Source organism: Flavobacterium flavipallidum (assembly GCF_038289905.1).
GTDB classification, from domain to species: Bacteria; Bacteroidota; Bacteroidia; order Flavobacteriales; family Flavobacteriaceae; genus Flavobacterium; species Flavobacterium flavipallidum.
Genome location: NZ_JBBYHU010000017.1, coordinates 22,672 through 41,333, shown reverse-complemented (window position 1 = coordinate 41,333; position 18,662 = coordinate 22,672). Strand labels below are relative to the sequence as shown.

Below are 18,662 nucleotides of genomic sequence, written 5' to 3'. Positions count from 1 at the left end.
ACTTTCATTCTGGATTTTTCATCATATTTTTAAAACCATCGCTTTCTTTTAAACAAAAACACTCCTAACAGTGACAACAAAAATGAAACAGAAATAACAATCCACACTCCATAGCGATTATTTTCTAAATTATTAGGAACATTCATTCCGTACAAACTCGCAATTAATGTTGGAATCATTAAAATAATCGAAACAGAAGTAAGCTGCTTCATAATAATATTCATATTATTAGAAATAACCGAAGCATAAGCATCCATTGTCCCCGTTAAAATGTCGCTATAAATATTAGTAGTTTCCTGTGCCTGACGCAATTCAATCTCGACATCTTCTAATAATTCAGGATCAAAATATTCTTTTTGAGATTTTATATTTCGAATGCGATGTAGCAAAATATCATTCCCTTTCAACGAAGTCATAAAGAAAACCAAGCATTTTTCAATTTGTAAAAGTGCCTGTAATTCTTCATTCTTGATGGATTTTTCTAAATTATCTTCAGCCTTTTTAATGTTTTGATTCACCAGTTTTAAATATTTCAAGTACCAAACACTGGAAGACAATAGTAAGCGAAGCACTAAATCAAAATGATCTTTTATATTAATTCCTTTTTTTTGAGTGTAGCTTACAAAATCAGTTAACATATCTGTTTTATAAAAACTCAAACTCACACAAATTTCATTCTTAAAAACAATCCCAACCGGAATAGTTTGAAAAGGCAATTTAACATCATTGCTTTTTACCGGAATTCTTATGATAATTAGTGTCCAGCCATTTTCAATTTCAATACGCGGTCTTTCATCAATATCTTCAATATCGTTATAAAACGCTTCGGGAATCTGAAGTTCATCAAGCAGGTATTTTTTTTCTGATTCGGTTGGACATTCAATATTGATCCAGCAGTTAGATCTCCAGGTATCAATTTTAACTAATCCGTCATTATTTTGATAAAATGTTCTCATTATAAAATGCTATAAGGGTTGAATAGCATTTTGAATAATGTTTCAAATGCTATATTAAAATAGTAATTCCGAATAATAATCGTCCATTAGAAGGATTGTTTTTTAAAAGTGGTACAAAAGTATTGTTTAAATCTTGTAACAATAGCGCTTTAAAAAAAAATTATAGTTTTTTTAATATAAAAAAAGCCCTAAACTTTCGTTTAAGGCTTTCTTTTGAAAATATTTTGTCGCTTATTTTCTACTTCTGATTTTTCGTGCCAATAAAGTATTTTTCAACAACATCGCGATTGTCATTGGTCCTACTCCACCTGGAACAGGAGTAATGAAAGACGATTTTTGGCTTACACCATCAAAATCAACATCACCTTTAATTACATAACCTTTAGGGTTAGTAGCATCTTCAACACGAGTAATTCCCACGTCAATAATAACTACTCCGTCTTTTACCATATCTGCTTTTAGGAATTCAGGAACTCCTAAAGCCGTAATAATGATATCGGCATTTTTAGTAAACTCCGCTAAGTTTTTAGTACGACTATGAGTCAAAGTAACCGTTGAATCACCAGGATTTCCTTTACGGCTCATTAAAATACTCATTGGACGTCCTACAATATGACTACGACCAATAACTACAGTATGCTTCCCAGAAGTTTCTACTTTGTAACGCTCTAACAATTCCATAATTCCAAATGGAGTTGCTGGTAAGAAAGTTTCCATTTCCAGAGCCATACGTCCAAAGTTGGTTGGATGAAAACCATCAACATCTTTTTGTGGATCAATTGCTAAAAGGATTTTTTCCTCGTCGATATGTTTTGGCAAAGGCAACTGAACGATGTAACCATCTAAATTATCATCTTCGTTCAACTCTTTAATTTTTGCCAATAATTGCTCTTCTGTAGTTTCTTCCGGTAAAGCCACTAAAGTAGAATCAAAGCCAATTTGCTCACAAGAGCGCACTTTACTTCCTACATAAGTTAAACTTGCACCGTTATTACCCACAATTACTGCTGCTAAATGAGGTACTTTTTCGCCATTGGCTTTCATTTGTTGTACTTCAGCAGCAATTTCTCTTTTAATATCTTCCGAAGTTTTTTTTCCGTCTAGTATTTGCATTTTTATTTTTAGTTATGAGTTATGGGTTCTAAGTTAAAAGTAAAATTCTCTAAAACTAAAACCGAATAATTCTTTATTGTTATAATTGTGTTTTTAAAACTGGAAGCCTTTTGTAAACTGCTTTCTGCAAACTGAAATCTAAAATCTGAATACTATTTCATTCCTGGCATACCTCCTGGCATACCCGGCATTCCTTTCATATTCCCCATCATTTTCATCAGGTTTTTTCCTCCTGGCCCTTGCATCATCTTCATCATTTTGCTCATTTGGTCAAACTGCTTCATCAATTGATTCACCTGTTCCACTTTTGTTCCAGAACCTTTAGCGATTCTATTTTTTCGCTTTACATCAATCAAAGCAGGTTTTTTTCTTTCAGCCGGAGTCATCGAATAGATAATCGCTTCAATATGCTTGAAAGCATCATCTTCAATTTGAACATCTTTCATGGCTTTAGAAGCACCTGGAATCATTCCTACCAAATCTTTCATGTTACCCATTTTCTTCACTTGCTGAATCTGAGCTAAGAAATCGTCAAAACCGAATTCGTTCTTCGCGATTTTCTTCTGTAATTTACGGGCTTCTTCTTCATTAAATTGTTCCTGCGCTCTTTCAACTAAGGAAACAACGTCTCCCATCCCTAAAATACGCTCAGCCATACGATCCGGATAGAAAACATCAATAGCTTCCATCTTTTCTCCGGTACCTACAAATTTAATTGGCTTATTAACTACTGATTTAATAGATAAAGCGGCTCCACCACGAGTATCACCATCTAATTTTGTCAAGATAACCCCGTCAAAATTTAAGATATCGTTGAAGGCCTTTGCTGTATTTACCGCATCTTGTCCTGTCATCGAATCCACCACAAATAAAGTTTCCTGTGGTTTGATTGCAGCGTGAACACGAGCAATTTCGTCCATCATTTCCTGATCAACAGCTAAACGTCCGGCAGTATCGACAATAACCACATTAAATCCGTTAGCTTTTGCAAAAGCAATTGCATTTTCGGCAATAACAACAGGATTTTTATTATCCGGCTCTGAATAAACATCAACACCTATTTGTTGTCCGACTACATGCAACTGATTAATTGCCGCAGGACGATAAATATCACAGGCAACCAAAAGTGGTTTCTTATTCTTTTTTGTTTTAAGATAATTAGCTAATTTTCCAGAAAATGTAGTCTTTCCAGAACCTTGTAAACCAGACATCAAAATTACCGTAGGTGAACCCTGAAGATTAATTCCGGCCACATCACCTCCCATTAATTCTGTCAACTCATCCTTTACTAATTTAACCAATAATTGTCCTGGTTGTAAAGTAGTTAACACGTCCTGACCAATCGCTTTATCTTTTACTCTTGCTGTAAAATCCTTAGCAATTTTAAAATTCACGTCGGCATCTAGTAAAGCACGACGTACTTCTTTTAAAGTATCGGCTACGTTAACTTCGGTAATTTTACCGTGACCTTTTAATATATGAAAAGCTTTGTCTAATTTTTCGCTTAAATTATCGAACATAGTATTATTTTTTTTGAAGTTGCAAATATACTAAGAAGTTGTAAAGGTTCAAAGTAGCATAGTAACAAAGTTTACAGAAGTTTAGCTTTTAATGCCGAGTAATAAAAAACTAAAAAGAGGCTGAAAAAATCCAACCTCTTTTTGACAAAAAAAAATAAAAAAAACCAAGTGATTAAGTTAATGAACTGTTGCCATTAATTTAATAAGTCATTAAAAAAAACAATCATTTCCTTAGAATGTTGTAGTACTGTTTGCCTGATAAGCAAATTTAAACGTATAATATCTAGTAGATGCAGAATCCAAAGGGTCTGGTGTTAGCGGTGCATCTTTATAATAGCTTAAGATTTCAAATTTTGCATATTTGCCATCATGTGTTTTCACTACAAATACTTTTCCTGCAATAGGTGAAATAAGATGCGTTGAAGAATTATAAGAATACCAGCCATTGCCACTACCAGTAGGAATTGCATAAACTCCCTGAGCATCTTGAGCAAAAGTACTTGCCAAAGGAAATTCTTTCACCTCTGCAAATGTCCCTGAAACGATACTTACTGCTGCAGCTCCTGTCCTATCAGGTTCTCCTGTAATACCTATTTTTGTTCCACCATTGACAAGAATCGTGGTTCCCTTAAAAGCAATATCCCAACTATCATCAGTTACAACTGCATTTTTTGAAAAACTGAACTTGGTAAAATCAGAACTACTAGTGGCATCAAGATTAGAAAAGGTTTGTGTTTCAACCTCTGCAACTGTATCCTCTTTATCATCATTACTACAGGAAGCTATAAAAAGGATGAATGCTAAAAGTGAAAATCTTAAAAAATTTGTTTTCATTGTAAAAGTGTTTAAATAATTATTAATTAAAAATTGATTTGAATTCTTGTAAAAATTTGTCTTCCGGAAAGATTATTAATCTGATCAGGATTTGTATAATCCAGTAAGTTATTAGTTCCAGCTTGAAGTATTAATTTATCATGAATTTTTTTAGAAATAGATAAATTCGTGAGTAGATAACCATTAACAAAATTGTCATAACGATCCAGAATCTGATTTCCATCAGTATCATAGATTCCATATTTACTTCTGTAAAAAACACGCAAATGGATATCAGTCTTTAATTTAGGAATATGATATAAAAACTTAAGATTAGCGGTGTGTTTCGATCGATTAAACAATCCTACATAATCTGATTTATTTATTTTTAGGGTTCCTGATCCTGAAGGTCTAACAAACTGAAAATCTTCAAAATCATCAATCACAGATTTATCTTTAGCTATTAAATATTGATAGCCCATGGAGAGGCTTACTGCTTTACTAAAGGTATAAGTGACATTGCTCTCTAGCCCATAGGTGAAAATTTTGTTATAATTAAAATAACTAAAAACATTCTGTCCATTTGTTTTTTGAGCTACCGCTCGAGTATCAATCAAATTTGAAATCGAATTGTAAAAAACATTTACATCTGCTTTAAATTGGTTTCTTTTGAATGAAGAGCCAAAATTGAAATTAACAGCACTTTCTGCTTTTAAAGGGTTTTTAAAATTGGTGCTAATTGTCCCTTCATTGAGTTGCCCCTGAGCTTCTAATTCTTTTAAACGCTCTTCAGCTATATTGTAACCTAAAACCGTATATCCCACGGCCGAATTAGTAAAATCAAAATACAATTGACGGAAATCAGGTGCTTTATAACCGTATCCTACCGAAGCTTTCAAGGACAAATTTTCTGTGATTATATAATTAGCCGCTAATTTTGGGCTAAACTGTGAGGCATACTCACTATGATTATCATATCTAAAACCGGCCAGAATATTCAATTTCTCTATTGGATTATAATCGAATTGTACAAAAGCATACTGAGAATTAAACGTTACATTTTCAGAAAAATAAGTCCGGTCCAAAGTTTCATGATTCAAACCTATCCCTGCTGTTATCTTATGATCATTAATTGAAAATGTAGTTCTGACCTCAGGTCTAAAAAGCCATTGATTATAATAGGATTTTTCAAAAACCACATTATTTTCATCGTTTAAAAAAGCATCGTTTTTATAATTAGTCAAATAAAATTCATATTCTGAAGCAATATTAGAATTCCATTTATGCTCTAATTTTAGTTGCGAATTCCATTCTTTCTCAGTAGCATCTCCTTTATATTGTTCAGATTCGATTACAGCCTTATTATCCATCTTTTGACTATAAAAACGATTGCTGACAATAAGTCTTAGATTTTCTGAAAAATCATAAAACAACTTAGGTTGAATGGTAGTATTATGGAATTTTTCAATATTCTTTAACCAAGTACTTTTATCCAAATCATATCCATCAGTTGAATAAAAATTAGCAAACAAGTTGGCCGCAAAATTTTCTTTTTTCCAAATCACATTGGCATTGGCATCATTTGTAGCAAAAGAACTGTAACGGAACGAATGGGTACTGTCTAAACGATCTGTTTTAGGCTTTTTAGTTATTACATTAATAACTCCACCCATAGCTTCAGAACCGTATAAAGCTGACGAAGCTCCTTTTACAATTTCGATTCTTTCTATATTTCCTACTGCAATTCTTGACAAATCGAGCACACCAGAAGTTCTCCCTACAAGCGGAACACCATCAATTAAAACCATGGTATAAGCAGCATCTAAACCCTGCATTTGAATCCCTTCAAAACCACTTTCGTCAGGAATTAGTATAATTCCCGTTTGCTCATTTAAAATCTCATTTAACCTGCTTACACCTGACTTTAATATCATTTCTGATGATATAACTGTCATTGGTAATGGCAATGTTGACAATGTTCTTGGAGTTCTGGTTCCTGTTACAACCACCTCAGCTAATTTCTCTTCAACTGCAATACTATCTTTCATTTGCCCAAAAGCAATTCCGCAAAAAAACAAGCTTATTAATGGTGTAAATAATTGTCTCATTATTTTTATTTAGTCTTAATAATTTCGACAAATATATAATTATTTTTATTTATTCTAAATAAATATTAATACATTTGCTCAAAATTTTAAAACAACAAATTGAATTATGACTACAAAAAAAACTTACTTAACTGCTGTTCTTGCACTTACAACTACATTTGGATTCTCTCAGGAAAACAAAAAACAACAAGATATTGCATCCATAAAATCATTGTGCGGTTGTTATGAAGTTAGATTTAATTTTACCGAAACCTTTCAATATGCCAAAGATTCAGCCAACTACAAACCATCGGCAACTAAACACGAAAAAGCATTAGAATGGATAGAACTAGTTGAAGACAGTCCCAATAAAATCATGTTACAACACTTATTAATTGCAGATGAAAACATGATTATAAAACACTGGAGACAAGACTGGCTTTACGAAAACACTGATTTATATTCCTTTTATAAAGACAATAACTGGAAATACAGCAAACTCAATAAAAAAGACGTAACAGGACAATGGACTCAAAAGGTATATCAAGTAGACGATAGTCCGCGATACGAAGGGACTGCAAGTTGGGTTCATATTGACGGAAAAGACTATTGGCTAAATACTGCTGATGCACCATTACCAAGAAGAGAGCATACTAAACGTAATGATTACAATGTTTTAAAAAGAAGAAACATCCATGAAATTACTTCAACAGGTTGGATTCACGAACAGGATAACGATAAAATTATTAGAGACAATAACGGGAAAGATGTGGTTTTAGCCCAGGAAAAAGGATTTGATGTATACACTAAAGTTGCCGATTCTAAATGTATCGCTGCGCAAAAATGGTGGACAGAAAACAAAGCTCTTTGGAAAAATGTAAGGAGTAAATGGGATAGTGTTTTTGCTCAAAACAAAGATCTAAATCTAGAAGAGAAAGTAGACAAGAAAACACTTTTTTCTCATTTGTTTAAATTAAAACCAGATGCTCCAAAATCTGAAAGCGATGCTATAATTGATCGCTTCTTAAAATAAATTTTAGTTGAATTTGTGTGTTAGTTTGTTTGAAAAGAGTCGGTAACTAAGGTTATCGGCTCTTTTTACATTTATTCGATTAAAAAAAAAGACTATCCTTAACGAATAGTCTCTTATCATATATATTATTTTCTAATTAATCTTCTCTATGAGATTCATGCTCAAGATGTGTTTCATGCTCTAATAAATCCCTCATTTCTTCACCTATATCATGATGATTATCATCAGAATTGGTCGTGATTTCAATTATACCATCATTGTCAGTATCTATTAGTAAATTTTGTGCTGCTAAGTTTTTAATTCTGGTAATAATACCATTTAAACTCATTTTTAGATTTATCGTTAAATCAGTAGTACTAACTGTAAAATCCTGATTATCATCTTCAAAATCTACCTCAACTTGAGACTCTCTACTACTAGAAATTATAAATTGTTTACCATTAACAGTCCCTTTAATCAAAAAACTTTTTCCCAACATTTCACCAGTAACGAGACTAGGTGTAAATTTAAATTTAACTTCTTCATATTGAGCTTCGGGAACATTCAAGGACGTAATTACTTGCGATAAACTAGTATTAGTATCTAGTAAATCAAGTAAAAATGGTCCGTTCAACCTAACATCTTCATGACTAGGATCCTCACTGTGGCGTATATCTTCTTCATCTGTTTCAAATTTTATACTACCTATATTTACTTTAAAATCGGTAAGTACAACTACTGGCTCCGAAGCTGTTGTTTTAGCAGTTACATTTGTATTAGTTACTAAGGCCGAAGCCTTTAAAGTAACATTAGCATCACTCGTACTATCTTGTGTACACGATAAAGTTGTTAAAGCAAATAGTGCCAAAATTGCTGTTTTCTTCATGATTTTTATTATTTGAGGTTATTTATTTCTACTTATTATATTTTGGTCAAATACAAATATTCCGTTTTTAAGCCACCATCACTTGTATTTCCCCTAAATCTAATTTGTGAATTATTAAATTCAAAAAGTTTCCATCCTTCATCTAATTCATGAAAAGGAGTACTGGAATCAAAATGAATTTTAAATTCCCTAACACCATTGTCCAATTTAGTTTCCCAGGTACCATTTAAAACTATTGAGGATTTTACTGCTTTAACAGTAAAGTCATTTTTAAAAACAAATTGATAGTCTTTATAAAGAGACGTTTTATCAGACTCATCATAGAAATATGAAACTTTCCAACTATTAGATGTAATTGTTCCCATAAAATCAAATGTATTATTGTTGTTTGAACTACAGTACTCAATAGCATCTTCAATAGCATCGTCAAATTGTTCATTATTATAAATACTTTCTGTATGGTCATCAACTTTAACAGATATAGGATAATTAATCGCAAAAAGTTTATTACTCGTTAAATTATTTATGAAATTATAAAAAGCTTCATCATTAGATATTACAACGGAACTGGCACTTTGATTCGAACTATTATAAACATTAAGAACAATTGGATAACTAACTTTCAAACAATTTATTTTAGTTAATAATTCTGGCAATGAATTCCAAAAAGCTAATAAACTATTATATTGTTGCTGGTTTTCAATTAATTCTTCTTCATAATCATAATAGATCATAGTAACTGGGAAACTAATTTTGACAATATCATCATCATTTGTATTTGCGTTAATGTTAGTAACAACCTTTGCATAATCATCAGCCGAATTAATTGCTATAATTTCATTATTAACAGTTACTGTGTATGGAAATTTAACCGTACAATAACTCGACTTATCGATTACATCATCTTCAGCGGTTTTCACCATCACTACTCTTTGTAAGTAAGAAGAAAACTGAGAATCTTTAGCAATTGAAACTTCTGTATTAGTTTTTTGTTCTTCTATTTCTTGCTGACAAGAAACAAGTATTAAAAGACTAAAAACCAACAATTTAACAATATTTTTATTTAAAATCAACATAGTGTTTTTTTTTCAAAAATAATAGTTTTTACTATTTGAACATTTAAAACTGTAGCCATTAATTTTTAAAAAAAATAAAAAAATATTATAATTAATAACAACTAGATTAAAAAATATGTTACTTCGTATATAAAACATCTAATGTTAAACAAACCCTACTTTTAATTAGAATATTTTTTTATAAAACCAGAAGAAACCGAAATAAAAAATGACAAATAATTACAAATCAAACACTTGCGACGAAATTATTTTTTCATCATTTTTTAAAAAAAATATTAAAGCACTCAGAAATTTTCTTTTTTACAAGTATGGAAACGAAGAAATGGCTCAGGATATAGCACAAGATGCTTTCATTAAACTTTGGCAAAATTGTGCATCTGTACCCATCGACAAAGCAAAATCATTTGTTTACACTATAGCTAATAACAGTTCGATAAATGAACTAGCTCACCAAAAAGTTGTCCTAAAATATGAGAAAAATTTTAATGGAATAGATAAGACTAACGAAAGTCCAGAATATCTATTGGAAGAGCAAGAGTTTCAAGCAAAATTAATAAAAGCCATAGAAAACCTAAACCCAAAACAAAGACAAGCATTTTTAATGCATAGAATTGATGGAAAAAAATACAGTGAAATTGCTCAGGAACTTGAAATTACAGTAAAAGCAGTTGAAAAAAGAATTCATCTGGCACTACTATCATTGCGCGAAAACATCGATTTATAAATAAAAAAGTAGGGTAAACAAATACAAAATTGTTCTTATATAACAAGAAATGATATTATGAAAAAGAATTACCTTTTAGCCAAATGGCTCAACAACGAATTATCAGCTCAAGAATTAGCCGAATTTAAAGCCAGTACGGATTTTGATAAATATCAAAAAATCAAAAAATATTCAGCACGTCTTGAAGTTGGAGAATTGGATACAGACAAAATGCTTTCCAATATTCTTCAACATGAAAAGGAAACTCCAAAGGTATTTTCAATTTCTAAAAAATGGATTTTAAGAATTGCGGCCATATTTATTCTGGGAATTGGATTAACTTTTGCAATGCAAAATTTCATTCCGCAAAGCCAGGTTGCGAATTATGCCCAAAAAACAAGCTTTTATTTACCAGACGATTCTCAGGTTGTTTTGAATTCAGGTTCAAAAATAGAATTCAAAAAATGGAAATGGAAAAGCCACAGAAAATTAGAACTTGATGGCGAAGCTTATTTTAAAGTCGCTAAAGGACGTCGATTTGAAGTAATGACTAACTTAGGAAAAGTTACTGTACTCGGTACACAATTTGATGTTAAAGCAAGAAAAAACAAATTTGATGTAACCTGCTACGAAGGACGGGTAAAAGTAAATTATAAAAACAGCCAAATTATTTTGACACATGGTCAAAGCGTAACCTTTGAAAATAACAAACAAATAAATACCACAACAACCTCTTTAAAACCGGAATGGATTGATGGTATTATAGCATTTAAAAATGAAAACATCCAAAACATTTTAGATGAACTTCAAAGACAATACGACATTACTATCCAATTAAAATCGAATACTTCTAATTCTTTATTTACAGGAAAATTACCCTCAAATAATTTAGAAGTTGCAACAAGAATTATTAGTACAACTTATAATTTAAAAGCAAGAAAAATAAATTCAACTACAATAATTTTTGAAGAGAAATAAATGCTGTTACATAAACAATTGCATTTCTTATTTGCTTGTTTTATGACTGTTTTAAGCATCTCAGCTCAAAACAAAAAGCCAACTATTGCCTTAAAAGAAATCATTACCTCCATTGAAAACCAGCATCATGTAACGTTTAATTACAGCGTGAATATTAATGAAACACATTTAATTGCGCCTGAAGAATTTCTGTCTTTGGAACAACAATTAATTTATCTGGAAAAACAAACCGATTTTTACTTTGAAAATATTGACAATAAATTCATTAATATCTCTTTAAAAACCAAAAAAAAATCCACTACACTCTGCGGTTATATTTACTCATCTATAGATAATAAACCTATAGAAAATGCGAATATAAAAACATCAGATAATAAACACATTACGTCAAATTCCGAAGGCTATTTTGAAATAAAAAAAGCTGTAAAATCAGAAATCACCATCAGTCATATTGGATTTACAACAAAAAAAATAAATCAGAACGAAATAAAAGACAATGACTGTATTAAAATAGTTCTGGAGTCCGAATTAACTACCCTTCAGGAAATTATCACCAATTCTGTTTTAGCAACCGGGATTACAAAAAATAGTGATGGTTCCTTTATTATAAAACCTAAAAAGTTTAGTATTCTTCCCGGATTAATAGAAGCCGATGTTTTACAAACCATGCAACAAATACCTGGTGTAAACAGCCATGACGAAAGTGTTGCAAACATTAATATCAGAGGTGGTACACACGATCAAAATTTATTTCTTTGGAACGGAATCCGAATGTATCAAACAGGACATTTTTTTGGATTAATTTCGGCATTTAATCCTAATCTGCCACACAACATTTCTATTTATAAAAATGGAAGTTCTGCTTTTTATGGAGAAAGTGTTTCCAGTGTGGTAGCTATATCTTCAACAGCTGAAAATTTTAAAAAAAATGAAATCAGTGCCGGAATCAACATGATTAATGCCGATTTTTACTTCAAAAAAGCAATCTCAAAAACTGCTTATATAGAAATTGCCGGACGTAAATCAATTACGGATTATCTTGAAACGCCTACCTATACAAAATACTTTGACAAGGCTTTTCAAAACACCAGTATTACTGATTTTTCACAAAACCAAAAAGTAAATTATTCCAGCGACAAAAAATTTGATTTCTATGATTTAACATTCAAATTATTCAAAAAATTGGGTCGTAAAAACACGCTTATATTGGATTTGATTTCAATAAATGACAATTTAAATGTTTTTCAAAAGGCTGCTGTCAATAATAGCTTTCAGTCTCAAAACGATGAATTAGAACAAGAAAATTTTGGCGGAAATTTAGTATTTGAACGCAATTGGAATAAAAACAACCAGACCATTATTAATGCCTCGTTTTCATCTTATGAGATTATAGCCAATAAAAAAACGTCAATAGGAAGTCAGATTGTATTTCAAAAAAATAATGTTTTAGATAATGCTCTAAAAATTGAAAACCATCATTTTTTGAGTTCTAAATTCTCTGTTAATGATGGATATCAATTCAATGAAATTGGCGTAACCAACCTAGATACAGTCAATAGCCCTCAATTTTACAGAAAAAGTAAATCTGTGTTAAGAACCCATGCTGCAATCCTCGAAAGTAAATTCAAGGATTCTATTTCAAGGATTAGTTTCAACACAGGAGTACGATTCAATTATATAGAAAATTTCAACAAATTTATTGTTGAACCGCGCTTACAATTTAATTATGGTGTATCTAAACATTTCAATTTAGAAGTATTAGCTGAGTATAAAAGTCAAAATACCCAACAGATTATTGATTTACAAAAAGATTATTTAGGCATCGAAAAAAGACGATGGGTTTTATCTAATAATTCGACAATACCCATTCAACAGAGCAAACAAATTGCCTTGAATTTTTCATTCAAAAAAAACAATTGGCTTATCAACCTGGAGAATTTTTACAAAAAAGTCGATGGTATAACCAGCTCAAGTCAAGGATTTCAAAACCAATTAGAATTTCTAAAAATCACAGGAAATTACAAAGTAATAGGTACCGAAATGTTGCTTCAAAAAAAAATCAACCCTTTTTTGGTCTGGTTAAGTTATACCTACAATAAAAACAATTATAATTTCGATAGTTTTATCCCTGCTACTTTTTCAAACAATTTCCTGATAAGTCATATGGTTTCAGGTGCTGCAATATTTGAAAAAAACAATTTTAAAATTGCTTTAGGTACTAAGTGGGCAACAGGAAGACCTGAAACAACTCCTATTAACAAAACCGCTGATCAAAATAATCCTGTTATCGAATACAATTCACCAAATAATAAAAGGCTTCCCTCGTTTTTTCAGGTCAATTTTTCAACCACTTACAAATGGGAAAGCGCTAAAAATATCCAATACAAACTTGGTCTTTCAGTAATGAATGTATTAAACAGAAAAAATGAAATTAGTGAATATTACAGAATAAGTAATCTGACGAACGGAATTGAAGAAGTTAAAACTTTCTCATTACAAAGAACTCCTAACGTCAGTTTCAGAATTAACTTCTAAAAACTCAAAACACTAATCTACAACAACTTAAAAACAATACTTCTTATTTTTTTCTTAAAAACAAAAAAAGCAAGTAGGGTAAGAAAACACATAACTGTTCTATAATTGAATCTCTAAATAAATCAATTATGAACAGAAAAGAATTTTTTGCAAGAGTGGGTTTTGGAGCTGCCTCTTTATTAGTACCAGCTTGTATTTCTGGTTTAGCCATTAGCTGTAGTAGTGAAGACGGCAGTGTACCCTCTGCTCCAACAGGAGTCGATTTCACATTAGATATATCCTCTGGTGCTCTCGCTACCGACAAAGGTTATTTAGTAAAAAACGGTATTATTATAGCTCGAGAAAACTCCACTACATTTTTAGCCGTTTCTGCCGCCTGTACTCATGAAGGAACTACCGTAAACTATGTAGGTTCTTCAAATACTTTTCATTGCCCAAACCACGGATCAAATTTCAGTAGTACCGGAACGCGCATAGATGGTCCGGCTTCAACAAATCTAAAACAATACAATGTTTCGCTTACAGGGAATACCTTGCGTGTTTATTCATAAAAATCGCTTTTTATTTATTAATCAAGACCTGAAATAAATTCCACATCTATGAAAAAAACACTTATCATCCCACTATTAGCTATAAGTTTTGTTGGACTTAGCAGTTATTATTATGTTATGCATGGCGGTTCCAGAGACCTAAAATCAGAAACAGCCAGCTACTGTGTCTCATCTTCTGATATTGCTTCTGAATTCACAGCCAATCTTGACAATTCGAATAAAAAATATTTAGAAAAAGCGGTTGCCATAACCGGAACCATAACAAAACTCCAGGATTCATTAGTAACTCTGGATCACTCAATCATTTGTGTTTTGAAAAATCCCGATTCTCAAATCAAAAAAAATCAAACTGTAGTCATCAAAGGTCGTGTGGTAGGTTATGATGATTTGTTAGGAGAATTGAAATTAGACCAATGTTTTATTTCTAAATAATCAAAATGAAATCGCCAGCGATAACAAATTTGCACACAAAAAAAAAGCAACTATAACTGCTAAAAAATAAATTTCACTTATATGAAAATCCATAAAATAATTATTTGCACTCTTTTTCTATTCAGTTTACAAACTGCAATGGCCCAAGACGATTTATTGGAACAGTTAGATACAAAACCTGTAAAAAAAGAAGCCGTAACCGCTACTTTCAAAGCCTTGCAAATTGCTAATCTCCAATCGACAAAATTACCAGCCAAAGGTGAATTTTACATATTAATTTCACATCGATTTGGCGATTTAACCGAAGGACTTCAGAACTTTTTTGGTTTGGACATTGCCAATACTAAAATTGGAGGAATCTATGGAATTGCAAACTGGCTATCGGTAGGTTTATCCCGTCATACTTTTCAAAAGAATTATGAAACCGCTCTAAAATACCGATTAGCCAATCAACTTGAAGGCGGATTTCCGGTTACAATCGTAGGCTACAATACTTTTGATGTAAACACTGAATTAAGTAAAGATGATTATCCTTCCTTAAAATTCTCCAATCGTTTGGCTTACTCAGCTCAATTACTGATTTCTAGAAAAATGTCAGAATCATTATCTCTGGAAATCGCGCCTATTTTTACACATAAAAACCTTTATAACGACATTTCCGAAAATGCTAATTTAATGTTATTAGGTTTTGGCGGACGCTATAAATTATCAAAAAGATTAAGTCTGAATTTAGAATATGATACACGACTCAATGCTAAAGAAGATAATCCGTATCAAAATCCAATAACTCTGGGATTAGACATCGAAACCGGAGGACACATTTTTCAATTGGTATTCTCCAATAGCCAGGCTATGAACGATGTTACTGTTTTTAATAATTCAACCGGAAATGGCAGCAAAGGAATCTTCTTTGGATTTAATATGTACCGTGTTTTTTAAAAAAATAAATTAAAATGAAAAAAATCATTCTATTAATAATCGTAACTATTTTAATAATACTTTATTCTTGCGATTCAAACACTTATCAGGATATTGAACAAGATCCTGCTGCGACAACACAAGATAATTCAGGTTCAACTGGCAGTACTAGCGGAAGTAGTTCCGGAAGAACTTCGGGATCAACTAGTGGTAGTACAACCACTTCTAATGTAACCTATACAACAGATGTAAAACCAATTATCACTAACAACTGTGTAAGCTGTCATTTTAGTGGCGGAGAATCTCCAGCTTTGACCACTTATACACAAGTAAAAAATGCAACAAGTGGAGGAAGTCTGCTTTGCTCAATTCAGGCTCAAGGATGTAAAGTCATGCCTCGAAGCGGAAAAATGTCTCAAATTAATATTGACTTAATCTTACTTTGGAAAACCCAAGGTTATATACAATAATCAAAATGAAAAAAACCAGTCTTATATTTCTGCTTTTCCTTATCGGAAACTATTGTTTTTCCCAAAAAATGATCACCCGTACCGGAAAAATTACTTTTGAAGCATCCATGCCCAGTTTCGAAGAAATCAAAGCCACTAATAATAGTACCTCCTCTATTCTGGACGAATCAACCGGAGATTTTGTTGCTTTGGTTTTAATAAAATCTTTCAAATTTAAAGCTCCGCTAATGGAAGAACACTTTAATGAAAATTATATGGAATCCAACACTTTTCCCAAAGCAACTTTCAAAGGAAAAATTCAAAATTTTGATGCCAAAAAATTATCAACAACAAAATCAACTTATGACTTACAGGGTGATTTAACGATTCATGGTGTAACCAAAAAAATCAACACCAAAATAAATCTGGTTTTGAATTCAGGAAAAATTACCGCTACATCAAACTTTGATATTCATCCGCAGGATTACAACATTGAAATCCCAAATTTAGTTAAAGATAAAATTGCAAAAAATGTAAATATCATCATCAATTTTATCTTAGAACCACAATAATTTTTTCCTTAAAAAAAACAAAGAGGCTATCCGAAAAGTAATTTTTAGACTGCCTCTTTTGATATTTATTTATTTCAATTTGATTACATTCTCTCAGGAACATTGATACCTAACAAACTAAAAGCATCAGCAATAGTATCTGCCACACGTTTAGATAACTGCACACGGAATTTCTTAATTTCTAAATCGGCTTCCCCTAAAATAGGCACTGCCTGATAAAACGAATTGTATTCACGTACTAAATCATAAGTATAATTAGCAATCAATGCCGGACTGTGATTTTGAGCCGCATTTTGAATTACTTCTGGAAACAATTCTAATTGTTTGATTAATTCTTTTTCCTTTTCGTGTAAAGAATCTACTTGAGCCCCATTAGAAAAATCAAAATCTGCTTTTCTAATGATAGACTGAATTCTTGCATAAGTATATTGAATAAAAGGACCTGTATTTCCGGCAAAATCAACTGACTCTTCAGGATTAAAAAGAATACGTTTTTTAGGATCTACTTTCAAAATATAATATTTCAAAGCTCCCATCCCGATGGTTTTAAACAACTTAGCCTTTTCTTCTTCTGAATAACCGTCTAATTTCCCTAACTCTTCCGAAATTTGTTGCGCCGTATTCTGCATATCCTGCATCAAATCATCGGCATCAACTACAGTTCCTTCACGGGATTTCATTTTTCCGGAAGGCAAATCAACCATTCCGTAAGACAGGTGATATAAATTATCAGCCCAGTCAAAACCTAATTTTTTAAGGATTAAGAACAACACTTTAAAGTGGTAATCTTGCTCATTCCCTACTGTGTACACCATTCCGCCTACATCCGGCATATCTTTTACACGTTGAATCGCAGTTCCAATATCCTGAGTCATATAAACCGCAGTTCCGTCAGAACGCAATACAATTTTACGATCCAAACCTTCTGCAGTTAAATCAATCCAAACCGAACCATCAGGATCTTTTTCAAAAATTCCTTTTTCCAAGCCAATTTGAACCACATCTTTTCCTAACAAATAGGTATTGCTTTCGTAGTAATAACTATCAAAATCAACCCCTAAATTTTTATAGGTTACTGCAAAACCATCATACACCCATTGATTCATGGTTTTCCAAAGTGCAACCACTTCTTCATCTCCAGCTTCCCATTTGCGAAGCATATCCTGAGCTTCCAAAATAATGGGCGCTTGCTTTTTCGCTTCTTCTTCTGTTTTTCCTTCAGCCATTAATTGGTTGATTTCTTCTTTATAAGCCTTATCAAAAGCCACGTAGAAATTCCCTACCAACTTATCGCCTTTCAATCCTGTAGATTCCGGAGATTGATCTTTACCAAATTTCTGCCAGGCCAACATCGACTTACAAATATGAATTCCTCTGTCGTTGATAATTTGGGTTTTATATACTTTTTTACCCGAAGCTTTAATAATTTCAGCTACCGAATAACCTAATAAATTATTACGAACGTGACCTAAATGCAAAGGTTTATTAGTATTTGGTGAAGAATACTCTACCATCACCGCTTTATCTTCCGGAGACGGAGTTACAAAACCATATTTTGCATTATCTTTAATTGAGTTGAAGAAATTCAAATAATGAGCATCTGAAATCACAATATTTAAAAATCCAGAAACTACATTAAATTTGGCTACCTCAGCTACATTTTCTACTAAATAGTTTCCAATTTTATTCCCTAATTCAACCGGATTGCTTTTAATGATTTTCAACAAAGGAAAAATTACCATAGTAATATCGCCTTCAAATTCCTTACGTGTAGCCTGAAATTCAATTTTATCGATGGTAACTTCAAATAAATCCAGAATGGCTTTTTGAATTGATGGCGTAAGTGTTTGTGATAATGTCATTTTGTCTTTGAATTTATAAAGTGCGCAAAGATAATCATTATGTACAGAATTGAAAATTGCTAAAGAAGATTAATTTCCTATTATAGAAAGTAATTCTTATATTTATTTGTAAGATTATATTTTTTTTTCAAAAAACAGTACTATGTATTGCAAAGTATTATTTAAAAGATATATATTTGCATTGTCAACTAAACAAAGA

Annotated in this window: 17 protein-coding genes; 9 read left to right on the top strand and 8 right to left on the bottom strand. The window is 31.7% G+C overall.

The features are described from left to right. Nucleotides 1-29: 29 nt before the first annotated feature. The 5 genes from AAEO59_RS09630 to AAEO59_RS09610 all read right to left on the bottom strand — a co-directional run bounded on the left by AAEO59_RS09630 (nucleotide 30) and on the right by AAEO59_RS09610 (nucleotide 6,510). A complete protein-coding gene (locus tag AAEO59_RS09630) occupies nucleotides 30-956 on the bottom strand; it encodes a magnesium transporter CorA family protein (protein ID WP_341700526.1) in 927 nt (308 codons plus the stop codon). Between the two features lie 231 nt (nucleotides 957-1,187). Next, nucleotides 1,188-2,069, bottom strand: coding sequence for a bifunctional 5,10-methylenetetrahydrofolate dehydrogenase/5,10-methenyltetrahydrofolate cyclohydrolase (locus AAEO59_RS09625; RefSeq protein WP_341700525.1), 882 nt, complete (start codon nucleotides 2,067-2,069; stop codon nucleotides 1,188-1,190). A 152-nt stretch (nucleotides 2,070-2,221) separates the two neighbouring features. Further along, nucleotides 2,222-3,589 carry a signal recognition particle protein gene (ffh, locus tag AAEO59_RS09620; protein ID WP_341700524.1) on the bottom strand — a complete coding sequence of 456 codons (1,368 nt, stop codon included), beginning with the start codon at nucleotides 3,587-3,589 and terminating at the stop codon, nucleotides 2,222-2,224. Nucleotides 3,590-3,820: 231 nt separating this feature from the next. After that, nucleotides 3,821-4,423 (bottom strand): HmuY family protein, encoded by a 603-nt coding sequence (locus AAEO59_RS09615; RefSeq protein ID WP_341700523.1) that lies wholly within the window; start codon nucleotides 4,421-4,423, stop codon nucleotides 3,821-3,823. 26 nt (nucleotides 4,424-4,449) lie between these two features. Then, the gene (locus AAEO59_RS09610; RefSeq protein WP_341700522.1) at nucleotides 4,450-6,510 is read right to left on the bottom strand and encodes a TonB-dependent receptor plug domain-containing protein; all 2,061 of its coding nucleotides are present in this window, start codon (nucleotides 6,508-6,510) and stop codon (nucleotides 4,450-4,452) included. Between the two features lie 106 nt (nucleotides 6,511-6,616). Between AAEO59_RS09610 and AAEO59_RS09605 the strand changes: the two genes are divergently transcribed. Then, nucleotides 6,617-7,522 carry a DUF6607 family protein gene (locus tag AAEO59_RS09605; protein ID WP_341700521.1) on the top strand — a complete coding sequence of 302 codons (906 nt, stop codon included), beginning with the start codon at nucleotides 6,617-6,619 and terminating at the stop codon, nucleotides 7,520-7,522. Nucleotides 7,523-7,658: 136 nt separating this feature from the next. Here the strand turns inward: AAEO59_RS09605 and AAEO59_RS09600 are convergent, their stop codons facing one another. Together AAEO59_RS09600 and AAEO59_RS09595 are read right to left on the bottom strand one after the other, a co-directional pair. After that, nucleotides 7,659-8,387, bottom strand: a complete 729-nt coding sequence (locus tag AAEO59_RS09600; protein WP_341700520.1) for a hypothetical protein — start codon at nucleotides 8,385-8,387, stop codon at nucleotides 7,659-7,661. 35 nt (nucleotides 8,388-8,422) lie between these two features. After that, the gene (locus AAEO59_RS09595) at nucleotides 8,423-9,463 is read right to left on the bottom strand and encodes a hypothetical protein (RefSeq protein WP_341700519.1); all 1,041 of its coding nucleotides are present in this window, start codon (nucleotides 9,461-9,463) and stop codon (nucleotides 8,423-8,425) included. Nucleotides 9,464-9,671: 208 nt separating this feature from the next. Here AAEO59_RS09595 and AAEO59_RS09590 point away from each other — a divergent pair, with 208 nt between their 5' ends. From AAEO59_RS09590 to AAEO59_RS09555, 8 genes are all read left to right on the top strand, one after another. After that, nucleotides 9,672-10,187, top strand: a complete 516-nt coding sequence (locus tag AAEO59_RS09590) for an RNA polymerase sigma factor (protein WP_341700518.1) — start codon at nucleotides 9,672-9,674, stop codon at nucleotides 10,185-10,187. Nucleotides 10,188-10,244: 57 nt separating this feature from the next. Then, the gene (locus tag AAEO59_RS09585) at nucleotides 10,245-11,144 is read left to right on the top strand and encodes a FecR family protein (RefSeq protein ID WP_341700517.1); all 900 of its coding nucleotides are present in this window, start codon (nucleotides 10,245-10,247) and stop codon (nucleotides 11,142-11,144) included. Beyond that, nucleotides 11,145-13,679: a TonB-dependent receptor gene (locus AAEO59_RS09580; RefSeq protein WP_341700516.1), complete on the top strand. Its 2,535-nt coding sequence runs from the start codon at nucleotides 11,145-11,147 to the stop codon at nucleotides 13,677-13,679. 128 nt (nucleotides 13,680-13,807) lie between these two features. Continuing rightward, nucleotides 13,808-14,230 (top strand): QcrA and Rieske domain-containing protein, encoded by a 423-nt coding sequence (locus tag AAEO59_RS09575; RefSeq protein ID WP_341700515.1) that lies wholly within the window; start codon nucleotides 13,808-13,810, stop codon nucleotides 14,228-14,230. Between the two features lie 48 nt (nucleotides 14,231-14,278). Then, the gene (locus AAEO59_RS09570) at nucleotides 14,279-14,662 is read left to right on the top strand and encodes an OB-fold protein (protein ID WP_341700514.1); all 384 of its coding nucleotides are present in this window, start codon (nucleotides 14,279-14,281) and stop codon (nucleotides 14,660-14,662) included. A gap of 81 nt (nucleotides 14,663-14,743) precedes the next feature. Then, entirely contained in the window at nucleotides 14,744-15,601 is an 858-nt protein-coding gene (locus AAEO59_RS09565; RefSeq protein WP_341700513.1) for a DUF5777 family beta-barrel protein, read from the top strand. A gap of 14 nt (nucleotides 15,602-15,615) precedes the next feature. Continuing rightward, nucleotides 15,616-16,050, top strand: a complete 435-nt coding sequence (locus AAEO59_RS09560; protein WP_341700512.1) for a cytochrome c — start codon at nucleotides 15,616-15,618, stop codon at nucleotides 16,048-16,050. Between the two features lie 68 nt (nucleotides 16,051-16,118). Further along, complete coding sequence (locus AAEO59_RS09555) at nucleotides 16,119-16,601, top strand: YceI family protein (protein WP_341700511.1); 483 nt, start codon at nucleotides 16,119-16,121, stop codon at nucleotides 16,599-16,601. A gap of 83 nt (nucleotides 16,602-16,684) precedes the next feature. Here the strand turns inward: AAEO59_RS09555 and argS are convergent, their stop codons facing one another. Further along, a complete protein-coding gene (gene argS / locus AAEO59_RS09550; protein ID WP_341700510.1) occupies nucleotides 16,685-18,463 on the bottom strand; it encodes an arginine--tRNA ligase in 1,779 nt (592 codons plus the stop codon). Between the last annotated feature and the right edge of the window lie 199 nt (nucleotides 18,464-18,662).